The sequence below is a fragment of the Agrobacterium sp. 22-214-1 genome, assembly GCF_053522465.1.
This window is the reverse complement of record NZ_JBNWCK010000001.1, coordinates 41,348-54,955: the sequence shown is the minus strand read 5'-3', so window position 1 is coordinate 54,955 and position 13,608 is coordinate 41,348. Positions and strand designations below refer to the sequence as shown.

Annotated in this window: 12 protein-coding genes; 4 read left to right on the top strand and 8 right to left on the bottom strand. The window is 60.4% G+C overall.

Features of this window, described 5'->3' with window-relative positions; all coding sequences use genetic code 11:
- Positions 1 to 13 precede the first annotated feature (13 nt).
- Positions 14 to 973 (top strand): sugar-binding transcriptional regulator, encoded by a 960-nt coding sequence (locus ACQZ5G_RS00310; RefSeq protein WP_059760430.1) that lies wholly within the window; start codon positions 14 to 16, stop codon positions 971 to 973.
- Between the two features lie 23 nt (positions 974 to 996).
- Positions 997 to 1,782: an SDR family oxidoreductase gene (locus tag ACQZ5G_RS00305; protein ID WP_448736653.1), complete on the top strand. Its 786-nt coding sequence runs from the start codon at positions 997 to 999 to the stop codon at positions 1,780 to 1,782.
- 140 nt (positions 1,783 to 1,922) lie between these two features.
- On the opposite strand, the gene ACQZ5G_RS00300 is transcribed toward ACQZ5G_RS00305, so the two are convergent.
- The 5 genes from ACQZ5G_RS00300 to ACQZ5G_RS00280 all read right to left on the bottom strand — a co-directional run bounded on the left by ACQZ5G_RS00300 (position 1,923) and on the right by ACQZ5G_RS00280 (position 8,366).
- Positions 1,923 to 2,684, bottom strand: coding sequence for an ABC transporter permease (locus ACQZ5G_RS00300; RefSeq protein WP_174057006.1), 762 nt, complete (start codon positions 2,682 to 2,684; stop codon positions 1,923 to 1,925).
- Entirely contained in the window at positions 2,681 to 3,607 is a 927-nt protein-coding gene (locus ACQZ5G_RS00295; protein ID WP_003520395.1) for an ABC transporter ATP-binding protein, read from the bottom strand. Before ACQZ5G_RS00295 ends, ACQZ5G_RS00300 begins: the two co-directional genes overlap by 4 nt.
- A gap of 104 nt (positions 3,608 to 3,711) precedes the next feature.
- The gene (locus ACQZ5G_RS00290; protein WP_035261319.1) at positions 3,712 to 4,533 is read right to left on the bottom strand and encodes a sulfite exporter TauE/SafE family protein; all 822 of its coding nucleotides are present in this window, start codon (positions 4,531 to 4,533) and stop codon (positions 3,712 to 3,714) included.
- 497 nt (positions 4,534 to 5,030) lie between these two features.
- Positions 5,031 to 6,314 carry an extensin family protein gene (locus tag ACQZ5G_RS00285; RefSeq protein WP_448736652.1) on the bottom strand — a complete coding sequence of 428 codons (1,284 nt, stop codon included), beginning with the start codon at positions 6,312 to 6,314 and terminating at the stop codon, positions 5,031 to 5,033.
- 237 nt (positions 6,315 to 6,551) lie between these two features.
- Complete coding sequence (locus tag ACQZ5G_RS00280; RefSeq protein WP_448736651.1) at positions 6,552 to 8,366, bottom strand: methyl-accepting chemotaxis protein; 1,815 nt, start codon at positions 8,364 to 8,366, stop codon at positions 6,552 to 6,554.
- A 241-nt stretch (positions 8,367 to 8,607) separates the two neighbouring features.
- Here ACQZ5G_RS00280 and ACQZ5G_RS00275 point away from each other — a divergent pair, with 241 nt between their 5' ends.
- Positions 8,608 to 8,922 (top strand): DUF1883 domain-containing protein, encoded by a 315-nt coding sequence (locus tag ACQZ5G_RS00275; protein WP_003520391.1) that lies wholly within the window; start codon positions 8,608 to 8,610, stop codon positions 8,920 to 8,922.
- Between the two features lie 113 nt (positions 8,923 to 9,035).
- Here the strand turns inward: ACQZ5G_RS00275 and ACQZ5G_RS00270 are convergent, their stop codons facing one another.
- Together ACQZ5G_RS00270 and ACQZ5G_RS00265 are read right to left on the bottom strand one after the other, a co-directional pair.
- Positions 9,036 to 10,352: a replication-associated recombination protein A gene (locus ACQZ5G_RS00270; RefSeq protein ID WP_003520389.1), complete on the bottom strand. Its 1,317-nt coding sequence runs from the start codon at positions 10,350 to 10,352 to the stop codon at positions 9,036 to 9,038.
- The gene (locus tag ACQZ5G_RS00265; RefSeq protein ID WP_003520388.1) at positions 10,349 to 11,755 is read right to left on the bottom strand and encodes a DegQ family serine endoprotease; all 1,407 of its coding nucleotides are present in this window, start codon (positions 11,753 to 11,755) and stop codon (positions 10,349 to 10,351) included. The genes ACQZ5G_RS00270 and ACQZ5G_RS00265 overlap by 4 nt, the downstream gene beginning before the upstream one ends.
- Before the next feature lie 174 nt (positions 11,756 to 11,929).
- On the opposite strand from ACQZ5G_RS00265, the gene ACQZ5G_RS00260 reads away from it, so the two are divergent.
- Positions 11,930 to 12,280 carry a lysozyme inhibitor LprI family protein gene (locus ACQZ5G_RS00260; RefSeq protein WP_003520387.1) on the top strand — a complete coding sequence of 117 codons (351 nt, stop codon included), beginning with the start codon at positions 11,930 to 11,932 and terminating at the stop codon, positions 12,278 to 12,280.
- A gap of 5 nt (positions 12,281 to 12,285) precedes the next feature.
- Here the strand turns inward: ACQZ5G_RS00260 and ACQZ5G_RS00255 are convergent, their stop codons facing one another.
- Complete coding sequence (locus ACQZ5G_RS00255; protein WP_003520385.1) at positions 12,286 to 13,287, bottom strand: serine hydrolase domain-containing protein; 1,002 nt, start codon at positions 13,285 to 13,287, stop codon at positions 12,286 to 12,288.
- Positions 13,288 to 13,608 lie beyond the last annotated feature (321 nt).

The following is a 13,608-nucleotide window of genomic DNA, read 5'->3' as shown; positions in this document are numbered from 1 at the left end:
CCCTGGAGGGCTTATGGGCAGGCTAAACGAACTTCGAATGATTTCCCGCGTGGCGCAGATGTATTTCAGCGAGCACAAGCGTCAGGCGGAAATCGCCCAGCATCTCAATCTTTCGCAAGCCACCGTCTCACGCATGTTGAAGCGCGCCGAGGCGGAAGGCATCGTCCGCACCAGCATCATTCCGCCGCCCGGCACCTATAGCGATCTGGAAGCGCAGCTGCGCGAACGTTTCGACCTGCCGGAAGCCATCGTCGTCGATTGCAGCGAGGATCGCGATGGCGCGATCATGGCCCGCATTGGTGAAGCGGCGGCGCATTTTCTCGAGGTGACACTGTCGCAGAACGAGATCATCGGTGTTTCCAGCTGGAGCCAGACGATCTTCAAGATGGTGGAAAACATCCACCCCCTCAAAGGCGCCAAGGCTCGCTATATCGTCCAGACGCTGGGCGGCATGGGCGACCCATCGGTACAGACGCACGCCACCCAGATCACCACGCGCCTGGCGCGGCTGACGGAGGCCGAACCGAAACTGCTGCCGGTGCCGGGCGTCGCCACATCCCGCGAGGCGAAGCTTTTGATGCTCGCCGATCCCTTCGTGCGCGAAACCATCGATCTCTTCGGGTCGATCACGCTCGCCGTCGTCGGCATCGGTGCGGTCGAGCCGTCGGAGCTTCTCGCACGCTCCGGCAACATCTTTTCCGCCAAGGAACTCGCCGATCTCGCGCAGGCGGGTGCGGTGGGCGACATATCGCTCCGGTTCTTCGACAGGCAAGGCAAGCCGGTCAAGACGCCGCTCGACGACCGGGTCATCGGCCTGCCGCTGGAAAACCTCTCCAATGTCGACCGTGTCATTGCGCTCGCCGGCGGCTCGAAAAAGACCGAGGCGATTGCCGGTGCGCTCAGAACCGGTGTGATCGACGTGCTCGTCACCGACAAATTCACCGCCGAACGACTGGTCGGCCAGGAAACATAGCCAGAATCCCATAAGGAGGAGACATGAGGCGCTTTGAAGGTCAATCCGTATTCGTGACCGGAGGCAACAAGGGCATCGGTTACGGCATCGCCCGCCGTTTTGCCGAGGAAGGTGCGAAAGTCGCCATCGCCTCTGTCGACAAAGACACGCAGGATGCCGCCAAAAAACTGACGGACGAAACCGGCGCCGTCACCCATGGCCTCATCCTCGACGTTCGGGATGCGGCAGCGGTGCGCGAGGCCTATGGCGCCGCCGAAGAGGCGATCGGCCCGCTTTCCATCTCCGTCCAGAATGCCGGCGTCATCACCATTTCCAAGATCGAAGAGCTGACGCAGGAACAGTGGGATTTCAACCTCGACGTCAATACCAAGGGCGCGTTCCTCTGCTGCCAGGAGGCGATCCGCCGCTTCCGCGAAAGCGGCACCAAAGGTCGCCTCGTCAATACCGCCTCCGGTCAGGCGCGGCAGGGCTTCATCTATACCCCGCATTACGCCGCCTCGAAGTTCGGCGTCGTCGGCCTGACGCAAAGCCTTGCCAAGGAACTCGCGCCGGAAGGCATTACCGTCAACGCCATTTGCCCCGGCATCATCCACACCGAAATGTGGGATTATAACGACCGCGTCTGGGGCCAGATGCTGGGTGAGTACAAGCCCGGCGAACTGATAGCCGAATGGGTGCGCAACATCCCCATGCGCCGCGCCGGAACGCCCACCGAAGTGGCCGCACTGGTGGCGTTTCTGGCTTCCGACGACGCGGCCTATATCACCGGCCAGACGATCAATGTCGATGGTGGGTTGATTATGTCTTGAGGGGCCTTGCGACCTCTCTCTTCCGTCATCCTCGGGCTTGACCCGAGGATCCATCCCCACGCAACCATGGATCCTCGGGTCAAGCCCGAGGATGACGGCACTGTAGAGAAGTCTTCAGTGACAGGCAGTAATCTGCAACGTCAGTTGCGCAGCCTATACCCCGTCTTGAACATCCAGCCGACAATACCGAGGCACAGCGCCAGAAACAGCGTGATCATCGCGAGGCTGATGGCAGGATTGACGTCGGCGATCTCATAGAAACTCCAGCGGAAACCGCTGATGAGATAAAGCACCGGATTGAAGTGGCTGACCGTCTGCCAGAAGGGCGGCAACATGTCGATGGAATAAAAGCTGCCGCCGAGGAAGGTCAGCGGCGGCACCACCAGCATGGGGATGAGGTTCAGCTGCTCGAAATTCGTCGCCCAGATACCGATAATAAACCCGAACAGGCTGAAGCTCACCGCCGTGAGAACGAAGAACAGGATCATCATGAACGGGTGGGCGATGGTGATATCCACGAAGAAGGAGGCCGTTATCAGGATGATCGTGCCGATCATCAGCCCCTTGGTCGCCGCCGCCCCGACATAACCGGCCAGAATTTCCGTCATCGCCACCGGAGCGGAGAGGATTTCATAGACCGTGCCGGTGAATTTCGGGAAATAGATGCCGAAGGAGCCGTTGCCGATACATTGCGTCAGAAGCGTCAGCATGATGAGGCCGGGCGTTATGAACGCGCCGTAGGAAACACCGCCAACCTCCTGAATCCGCGAACCGATCGCGGTTCCGAATACGATGAAATAGAGCGAGGTGGAAATGACCGGGGAGACCACGCTCTGCAGCAGGGTGCGACGCGTGCGCGCCATTTCGAACAGATAGATGGCCTTGATGGCTTCGAAATTCATTTCTGGCCTCCCACCAGCGAAACGAAGATATCCTCAAGCGAACTCTGCCGCGTTGAAATATCCTTGAAATGGATGTTGGCGGCGAAAAGAGCGCTCAGAACATCGGCAATGCGACCCTGCTCGCCATTATCCTCGATTTCATAGGTGACGGTGCAGCGGTCATCGGAAAGCGTCAAACCGAAGGGCGCAAGACTGTCGGGCAATTGCTCCACGGGCTGGGCAAGCTCCAGGAAAAGCTGCTTGCGGCCGAGTTTCTTCATCAACGCCGTCTTTTCCTCCACCAGCAGCAATTCGCCGCCATTGATGACGCCCACCCGGTCGGCGATTTCTTCCGCCTCTTCGATGTAATGCGTGGTGAGGATGATGGTGACGCCCTTGGCGCGCAGCTCGGAAACCACGTTCCACATGTCGCGGCGCAGCGCCACATCCACGCCGGCTGTCGGCTCGTCAAGGAACAGAACCTTCGGCTCATGCGCGAGCGCCTTGGCGATCAGCACACGCCGTTTCATGCCGCCGGAAAGCTCCCGCAGCATATTGTCCTTCTTGTTCCAGAGCGACAGGGATTTCAGGATGCGCTCGATCAGCTCCGGGTTCTTCTTTTGCCCGTGCAGGCCGCGCGAGAAGCTGACGGTGTTCCACACCGTCTCGAACTGGTCTGTGGTCAGTTCCTGCGGCACGAGCCCGATCAGGGCGCGGGTCTGGCGAAAATCCTTCACCACATCGTGCCCGCCGACAAGCACCGAACCTTCACCGGGATTGACGAGGCCGCAGACGATGGAGATCAATGTCGTCTTGCCAGCACCGTTCGGACCGAGAAGAGCGAGGATTTCCCCCTCTTTGATATCGAGGCTGACACCTTTGAGCGCCTGAAAGCCGTTTGCGTAGGATTTTGTCAGATTCCGTATCGAAACAATGGCATTCATGGCGAATCTTTCGAAAAACCGAGTAAGATGCACGCCATATAGGCCGGGAAAGGCGCAAATGCCAGTCCGACGGGCTGAACACTGCGTTCGGCGGAGAGGGAAAATCAGCCGTAAACGCTATAGAAAAACTGCGCCGCAACGAAGACCAGAAACAGTCCGAAGGCGCGCTCCAGCTGCTTCTTGCTGAGCGCGTGCGCCAGTCGCGCGCCATAGGGCGCAACGACAAGCGTGATGGGGATCAGCAGCACCACGGCGATCCAGTTGATGAAGCCGGTGGAAAATGGCGGCAGGCCCGCATCGCCCCAGCCGGCCCAGATGTAACCCAATAGACCCGGCAGCGAAATCAGCACACCGACGCCGGAAGACGTGGCGACTGCCTGATGAATGGTGCGTCCGTAAAGCGTCATGAAGGTGTTGTTCATAACCCCGCCACCCACGCCCATCAGGCCGGAAAAAAGCCCGATGCCGGTGCCCACCAGAAAACGGCCCGGGTTTTGCGGCAGGTCGGAACCCAGATGCCAGCTTGCCCGGTTGAAGATCATCCGGAAGGCAAGCGCCAGCGCGATGAAGGCAAAGATCAGCCGCAGCGCAACGCTTGAGGCATGGGCGGCAACCACGGATGCGAGGATGGTGCCGAGCGGCACGGCGACGATCCAGCCCTTCAGCAGATCGATATCGACCGCGCCTTTCTGACGATGCGTCAGGAACGAGCGGATGGAAGTGGGCACGATAATGGCGAGCGACGTGCCGAGCGAAAGATGCATGCGCACCGCCTCCGGCACATCCAGCAGCCCGAAGACCTGGTAGAAGACGGGCACCAGCACTGCGCCGCCGCCGATGCCGAACAACCCCGCCAGAAGACCGGCGACCACACCCGCTGCCGCAAGCGCCGCAGCAAAGACCATCAGCTCTGAAACAGGGGGCATAAAGGCAGGCTCCCGAAGGCCGTTGTCACAAACATGTGACCCTCATAGCGTATCAGAAGAACGCGGCAAGCCATGTTGCCCGCAGGTCAGTACGGCGCGATGTCTTTTGCCGCACATCCGCGCCGGATGGACCACTCCATGGGATCGTTTCCCATTGCATGCCCTTGCAAAGACGCCGATATCCCCCCCGATAAGGCTGTCTTCTTCAACCGGCCTTCGGGCCGGTCTTTTTTTTTGGGGTGTGACGGCGATTATCGAGCTAGCGGCAGCGAAACATCCTCAACCTTCGTTATTCCGACCCTGTCCAAAAATCCGGCGCCTATGTCATCGGCGGCAGCCCGATGACGAGCCGCACTCCGTATTCGACGTCATCCTCGGCCTTGTGCCGAGGATCTGCCGACGTATCGCCAATAGCGGCGTTGCAGATGCTCGGGACAGACCCGGGCATGACGGAGGAGACGCTTTCAAACTCAGCCGTCAACCTCCGCCGGCGCGACTTAATCGCAATGCCTGTAACCTGACTTGCGGGTGCGCAGGTCGAAGTGAAAATGGTTCCAGTGATTGGGATCGCTGCCCGGTCCGAGAACGGTGGAGAAATATTTGCAGCTATCGGACCTCACCGCCTTCAGTAGCGCTTTTTCACGGAAGGCGAAGAAGCTCTTGCTGCGTACGTCGATTTCCTTGCCGTTCTTCAGCGTGATGGTGCCGATATCGATGGCGTTGCCGCGCGCATGTTCGGACCACGGATTGCTGGAGCGTGAGTTCATCTTGCGGCAGGAATAACCGCCCATCGGCGTGATGCGGCCGACGCCGGAAAGATAACGGAAGCGCGAGGATGGCACGAGCTCGAACTTCACCCATTTGGCGAAGGCAAGCGTGACCTGGCAATTGAGCTTCACCGCCGGCCGGATGGCGACGCCGCTGGCAAGACCGCTGAGTTCGATCGGATAATCGATACCGCAGGTCGGACCGTCTGCAATGCGCGCGACATCCCGGAAAGCGACGCCGAGGCGACGCAACTCGGAACGGCAGGCAACTTCGGAGGATGGCATGACGCCGGGCGGCATCGAGCGGTTGCTTTGCAGCCCGCCACCCGCCATCGGATCGTTCGGCATCACCATCGCCACCTCTTCCACCGGCTGACGACGGGAAGAAGAGCCGAGCGGCGGCGGCGGGATGAGCCGCGATTGGCTGGCCCGTTGCGGCTGGCGGGCCGGAGGAACGGCCACGGGATTATCGGTGCCGATACCGTCCACCACCGGCTGCGCCGACGCGCCTTCGGCAATATCCGCATCCTGTTCTTCGGCAAGTCCGCGGACCGGCTCCACGCCCAGCATGGAATCCATGTTCACGCCGCCTTCGCCTTCGGCGATCTGGTTGCTGGTCATCTGCTGCGCGGGCATGGTCTGGTTCTGCATGGACTGCGCCGGCAAATTGCCATGGCCGCTGGCCGCCATGCGCGCCTGATGCTGGGAATCCAGCGTCGAATAACCCTGTCCGCCCTGCGGCGATTGCAGCAGGGGATCCTGCGAGGCGTAAGGCTCCGGCATCGGTTGTGAAACGGCTGCCGGATAATCGGCGCCCTGCCCGGCCTGCTCGGCCTGATACACCGCACCCGCCGGCGCGCTGTAACCCTGCTGCCGCGAGGAGCGGATGGCGCTGACGCGTGTGGTGCCGTCCACCTCCGCCGGTGGCACGAGGCCTTCCGCCGAACACGACACCATGACCGTGGAAATCATCAGCAACGTCACAAGACGACGCGGAAGGGAAACATACGCCATACGAGAACCTGTACCTTCAGCGGCCGCTATTCGCGGCAATACAGGATAAATTTTAAAGAAATGAGGTAAACGAAACCTTATTGGTTGCGGGAAATAACGAATGATGTGTTTGGCGCAGTCCCATCCACACAAGACCGCCACAATCGCGTCCGATGACGACGCGGGCGGATAAAGTCCTGTCCATAACAAAGGGCGCGGCCAAAGCCGCGCCCTTCAACTTTCCTGAAACACCTGAAATCACGCGGCCCGCGAAACCTCGCGTCCGGCACCATGTCCAAGCTCGAAACGCGACAGCAGCGAGCGCAGCTGGCGGCTTTCCTCGGCGAGCGTCTGGCTGGCCGCCGTCGTTTCTTCCACCATGGCGGCGTTTTGCTGTGTCATCTGGTCCATGTGGTTGACGGAGGTGTTGATCTCCTGCAGGCCGGTCGCCTGCTCGCGCGCTGCCGTGGCGATGGAGTTGACATGGCCATCGACACGATTGACCAGCGCCACGATCTCCTCCAGCGCATCGCCCGTCGAGCGCACCAGTGCGACGCCGCCGCCGACTTCTTCGGCCGAACGGTTGATGAGGGTCTTGATTTCCTTGGCCGCATTGGCGGAACGTTGCGCCAGTTCGCGAACCTCCTGCGCCACCACGGCAAAACCACGCCCGGCTTCGCCCGCACGCGCCGCCTCAACACCGGCATTCAGCGCCAGAAGATTGGTCTGGAAGGCGATTTCATCGATGACCGAGATGATCTGGCCGATGCGCTTCGAAGACTCCTCGATACGGCCCATGGCGTCGACGGCGTTGCGCACGATCTCGCCCGAGCGGCCGGCGCTGGTTTTCGTGTCCTGCACCATCTGCCGGGCCTCGTTGGCACGCTCGGAAGCGGTGCGCACCGTGGCGGTGATCTCGTCCAGAGCAGCCGCCGTCTCCTCCAGCGCCGCTGCCTGCTGTTCGGTCCGGCGGGAAAGATTGCCCGTCGCACCGCTGATATCGGAGGCGCTGTCATTGACCACATGGCCGGTTCTGGCAATCGCCTCGATCGCGCCGTGCAATGCGCCGACGGCACGGTTGAAGTCCATGCGCAGCTTTTCATAATCCGTGCCGATATCCGCAAGCGAAACGGTCAGATCGCCATTGGCGAGCGCCTCGAGCGCATCGCCCAGTCGCTCCATGGCGTGGGCCTGCCGCTCGGAAGCGGAGCGCAGAACCATCTCGTTACCGTGCCGCTCCTGCTCCAGTGCCCGCTGCTGGTCGGCCTCGCGGGCCTGCAGCGCGCTGCGTTCATTGACGCTGTCGCGCAGTACCAGCAGCGTCTTGGCAATCGCGCCGATTTCATTGCGACGGTCGGCGAACTGTATATCCGCCGCGCCGTCACCGTCGGCAATCCGCCGCATGCTCTGGCGGATAAGATCGATCGGCCGCGTCACGCTGCGCACGACGGCTGCGGCCACGCCGACAACCAGAAGACCGGCGGCGACACAAAGACCGCCATTAAAATAGACGTCGCGCCAGAACACCGCTTCAAGATCGTCAACATAAACACCGGTGCCGACAATCCAGCCCCAGGGGGCGAAACCGGCGACATGGGAAAATTTCTCGACCGGCTCCGGCGCGCCGGGCTTCGGCCAGTAATAATCGACAAAGCCCTTGCCGCCTGCCTTGACCGTATTCACGAACTCAACGAACAGCGCCTTACCGTTCGGGTCCTTGTTGGCGGTAAGGTCCGTGCCGTTCATTTCGGGTTTGATCGGATGCATCACCATTTTGGGATGCATGTCGTTGATCCAGAAATAGCCGCTGCCATTGCCATAGCGCATTGCCGCAATGGTCGTCTTGGCCTGCTGTTGCGCCGCCTCCCGCGTCAGGCTTCCGCCCTGCTCCAGCCGGTAATATTGATCGAGAATGGCAACAGCGGTTTCGTTCATTGCCGCAAGCCCGGCTTTCCGTTCGCGCTCCATTTCGTGGTAGCTTTCAAACAGGCTGAATGTCAGGGCCGCGGCCAGTATTGCCAGAAACAATGCGACGAGCGCATACAGGCGCGTAGATATTGTTACGTTTTTCATGTTCCCCCTCAACGTCGCTGATGCACTTCGACCAGCCGATGTTAAAGGCAAAAAATTTATTATTATTAAATACACATATTATACGTTGGTATTATTCTTATATTCTCATACTCCTTGGCGCCATCATGCCAGACAGGCACAGCAAGCGTGAATTTTCAAACCGGCCGGCGGCATTTAAAGACACCGTTAACCGTGCGGCTCCTATCCTCTTTGACCGAAATTACTTTACAGGGAGGGCGCGATGGCCCGGCCGAATTTTCGCTATACGCATTATGACCTGAAGGAATTGCGGGCAGGCACTACCCTTGAAATATCCCTGTCAGCCGTCAACAATGTCCGGCTGATGACGGGCGCGAATTTCCAGCGTTTCACCGAACTGCTCGATTTCAAATATCTCGGCGGCGTTGCGAAAAAATCGCCGATCCGCATTGCCATTCCCGAGACATTGCACTGGCATCTGGTGATCGATGCCGAAGGCCATAGCGGCCTGGCGGAATCCTCGGTCAAGATGCTGCCCGCGCAGCCGCAGGCGGCACCGCATCGCAAGGCATCCTGATCTTCCTTAAAAAACAGCGAGTTGTCGCGGTTTCGCGACTCTTTTTGCCAGCGGCCTGAATCTTTTTCTTAAGATCGACCGCGATACGGCTTTCGGCGCAACCGCGTAAAATCCTAGCGCGATCCACGCTCGCGACGCAGCTTCGCCCACCAGTCCAGACGCTTGCGGATTTCCCTTTCGAACCCCCGATCAGGCGGATCGTAAAAGGTCGTGCGCCCCATTTTTTCCGGGAAATAATCCTGTCCGGAAAAGGCATCCGGCTCGTCATGGTCGTAGCGGTAACCGTCGCCATAACCCTCACCCTTCATGAGCTTGGTCGGCGCGTTCAGAATATGTTTCGGCGGCACCAGCGAGCCGTTTTCCTTGGCCGCCCGCATCGCCGATTTAAAGGCCGTATAGACGGCGTTCGATTTCGGCGCGGTCGCGAGATAGACGCAGGCCTGCGCCAGCGCCAGCTCACCCTCGGGTGAGCCGAGATAATCATATGCATCCTTGGCGGCATTGCAGACGGCGAGCGCCTGCGGATCGGCAAGGCCGATATCCTCCACCGCCATGCGCACCAGCCGGCGGCCGATATAGAGCGGGTCCTCGCCGGCATCGAACATGCGGGCGAGGTAATAAAGTGCCGCATCGGGGTCCGAACCACGCACCGATTTATGCAGCGCTGAAATGAGATTGTAGTGGCCGTCCTGGCTCTTGTCGTAGACGGGCGCACGGCGCTGCACGATGCGCGTCAGCCCTTCGGTATCGAAGGTCTCGTCCTTCCTCGCCGCACGCCACACCTCTTCGGCAAGTGTCAGCACAGCGCGGCCATCGCCATCGGCCATGCGGATCAGACTCGCCCGCGCATCCTCGGTAAGCGGCAGGGGCTTGCCCTCCGCCTCCTCGGCACGTTTCAGAAGCTCGCTCAGGCTCTCCTCGTCATGCGAGCGGAATGTCAACACACGCGCCCGCGACAACAGAGCGGCATTGAGTTCGAAAGACGGGTTTTCGGTGGTGGCGCCTACCAGAATAATGGTGCCGTCTTCCATCACCGGCAGGAAGCTGTCCTGCTGGGCGCGGTTGAAGCGATGAATCTCGTCTACGAAAAGCAGCGTCTGCCGGGCATTCATCCGCCGTGTGCGCGCCGCTTCGAAAACCTTCTTGAGATCGGCGACACCGGAAAAGATCGCCGATATCTGCTCGAAAGCCAGCCCCGCCTCGCCGGAAAGCAGGCGGGCAACCGTGGTCTTGCCGGTGCCGGGCGGCCCCCAGAAGATCATCGATCCCAGTGAGCCGCTATCGATCATGCGGCGCAGCACGCCCTCCTCGCCCGTCAGATGCGGCTGCCCGCTCACCTCCGCCAGCGTCTTCGGACGCAGGCGATCGGCAAGAGGCCGCCGGTTGGCGACCTCCACGGGCACTTGCGGGGCGAAGAGATCGTCGCTCATCGCAGGAACTGCCGGATGCGCTGCCCGTCACGCAGAATTTCCACCCGCCAGAAGCCGGGATTGTCGTCCAGCGCCTTCTCGACAGCGGCGGTGGTGCCGATATCCGCGCCGTTCAGCGACAGGATCACGTCCTTCGGCTGGAAGCCGACACGATAGGCCGGGGAACCGCGCTTCACATCGGTAATGACAACGCCGGTCACCTGCGAGGGCATACGCAATTCATCGGCAAGCTTCGGCGAAAGATTGGCGACAGTCGCGCCGGCGAAGGGATTGCGGCCCTCGATCAGCCGTTCATCGCGCGGTGCGGTTTCCGGCGCGGTATCGAGCGCGATGGTCACCTTTTTCTCTTTCCCCTTGTCCATGACGGTCAGTTCGGCGGATTTGCCGATGCCAGCGGTCGTCAGGCGATAACCCAGCGCATCCGGGTGCTCCACCTCGAAGCCATTGACGGCGGTGACGACCTGACCCGGTTCGATACCCGCCTTTTCGGCCGGCCCACCCTTGACGACGCTGACGACCAGCGCGCCGCGGGCGCGATGCAGGCCAAGCGCCTCGGCGACATCCGATGTCACCGGATCGAAGGTCGCACCGATATAGGGCCGCTCGAAGCTTGCATCGCCACGCTCGGCGGCAGCCACGAAAACCCGGACCAGATTGGCGGGAATGGCGAAACCGATACCGTTCGAGCCGCCGCCCTTGGAGAAGATGGCCGTATTGATGCCGATCAGCTCACCCGCCATGTTCATCAATGCGCCGCCGGAATTGCCGGGATTGATGGAAGCGTCGGTCTGGATGAAGAAGCCGAAATCGCCCTGCGTCACCTGGTTGCGCGCCAGACCCGAGACGATGCCGCTTGTCACCGTCTGGCCGACACCGAACGGATTGCCGATGGCCAGCACCAGATCACCCACCTCAATCGCATCGGAATTGCCGAGCGACAGCACCGGGAACTGCTCCTTCGCGTCGATCTGCAGAATGGCGAGGTCGACGCGGTCATCCTTCAGCAGAACCTTGGAGGAGAATTCGCGCCCATCCGCCAGCGCCACCTTGATGTCGTCAGCACCGTCGATGACGTGATTGTTGGTGACCACGAGGCCGCCGGCGGTCACGATCACGCCGGAACCGAGCGACGACTGCTTTTCCGTGCGGTTCGGCATCTGCTGGCCGAAGAACTGTTCGAAGAAAGGATCACCGGCAAAGGGCGACAGACGCCGCTGCACGACGCGTTCGGCATAGACATTCACCACCGCGCCCGCGGTGCGCTTGACCAGCGGCGCGAAGGAAAGCTGCATTTCCGTGTGGCTCGACGGCACGGTCCTGTTATCCTGCGCCGCAGCACCCACAGGCAGGAGAATGAGTGCGGCGAGAAAGCCGGTGGACAGATACTTCAACACGCTTCGCATGTGATTCCTCATCGTCATCAGTATGATGGAGTTATAACGCCAAAGCCTGTAAAGCAAAGAGCGGCAAGATGATGGCCGTCCTTTTCCAGGCATGGATCGGTGCGCGACATTGGAACCAACAGCGCCCCTTTTCGGTTTCACCGGCACCTGACTGTCCTTAAAAAGAGACGACCCATGCATCTGAAACCGATCCTCCTTGCCTGCGGCATCCTGCTTGCCCCCTCCTTCATTTCTCTGGCCAGCGCGGCGAGCTTCGATTGCGCAAAGACCGATCTGGCCGCGGATGAAAAGGCGATCTGCGACAACCGCACGCTGAACGATCAGGATGTGAAGATGGCCACCACCTTCGACATCCTCACCCAGCTGATGGCCATGGGCGCACGCGACACGCTGCGCGACGAGCAGAGCCAGTGGCTGAAGAAACGCCAGGAATGCGCAGCGGACGTTGCCTGCCTTACCAGCGCTTACGAGGAACGGATGAAACGTCTCGGAGAGGCGTTCCAGAGCATCAACCGGCCGCTCTGACCTCCTCACACCGCCCGGATGATGTTTTCCATAAGGCCATGTAACTGGTCACGATAACCGGTTCGGGCGGAAGGTGCGTCCTCGCGAGAGGTCATCACGACCGATAGCCGTCTGGCGGGTACGATATAGAGCATCTGGCCGCCATAACCCCAGGCATAATAGACCGTCTCGCCTGCCATCTCCTTGATGAACCAGCAATAGCCATAGCCGTCGCCGTTGAAGACGGAATTGGTACGTTGCCGCCACGATTGCTCGATCCAGCCCTGAGAAATCAACCGCTCACCGCCGGGTGTCACACCGCCCAGGCGGTAAAGCTCACCGAAGGCCAGCAAAGACCGCGCCGTCATCGCCATCTGGTTGCCGCCGAGATAGATGCCCTGCGGATCGCGCTCCCAGCCGCCGATGGAAAATCCTTCGAGCGGTCGGAACCAGTCGCGCGCAAGCGACAGCGTCGAACGGCCGGACGCTTTTGTCAGGATCGCCGAGAGCAGATGGGTGGAGCCGGTGGAATAAAGCATGCCGCCGCCCGGTTCTCCGGCAAAACCGGAACCCAGCGCCATCCGCACCCAGTTGCGGCTGGCGACCCAGCGGCCGTAATTGGGGCCGGACATGCGCTCCAGGCCGGATTGCATCGACAGCAGGTTGCCGACAGTGATCCGTTCCAGCCGGGGATCGGGATTTTGCGGAAAATCGCCGCGCAGAACAGTCGCGATCGGCTGGTCTGCGCCTTCGAGAATCTTGCGATCGATCGCCATGCCCACCAGCGCCGAGATGATCGATTTCGAGGCCGACTTGATATTGGTGGAGCCGTTCAAACCGGCGCCGTGATAGGCGCGGCTCGCGACCTCTTCGCCATCGATGCTGACAATGACGGCCTTGAGGCTGGAAAGCGCATCCGCCTCCCGCAGCAACGGATCGAAACGGATGCCATTGCCAGTGCTTTGCGCGCGGGCAAGCGAGGCGAAAGGCAGGGAAGCGATAAGGGCAAGTGCGGTTCTTCTTTTCATGTCACTGAGCTAGGAAGCCATACGGAGATGAAAAGAGGAAACATCGCCAATCACTCCAATGTGACCTTATTTCAAGCACCGGATTTCCCCACCTCAATTTGATGGTCTGGCGAAATATCTATGAAAACAGGGCGTTGGCCTGCATTCCGGAATCGAGATGCAAAGCGCTTGAATCAGTTTCTGATCTTGAGGACTATTGCCCTGCCGCAAATGCAAAAGACAGGAAACGATGCCGCAACTGAAATCATCACGCCTTGTCCTGCGGCCTTTTAAAATGACGGATAAGCTGGACTTTGTTGCGACTGGCCGGGCAAATGCCTT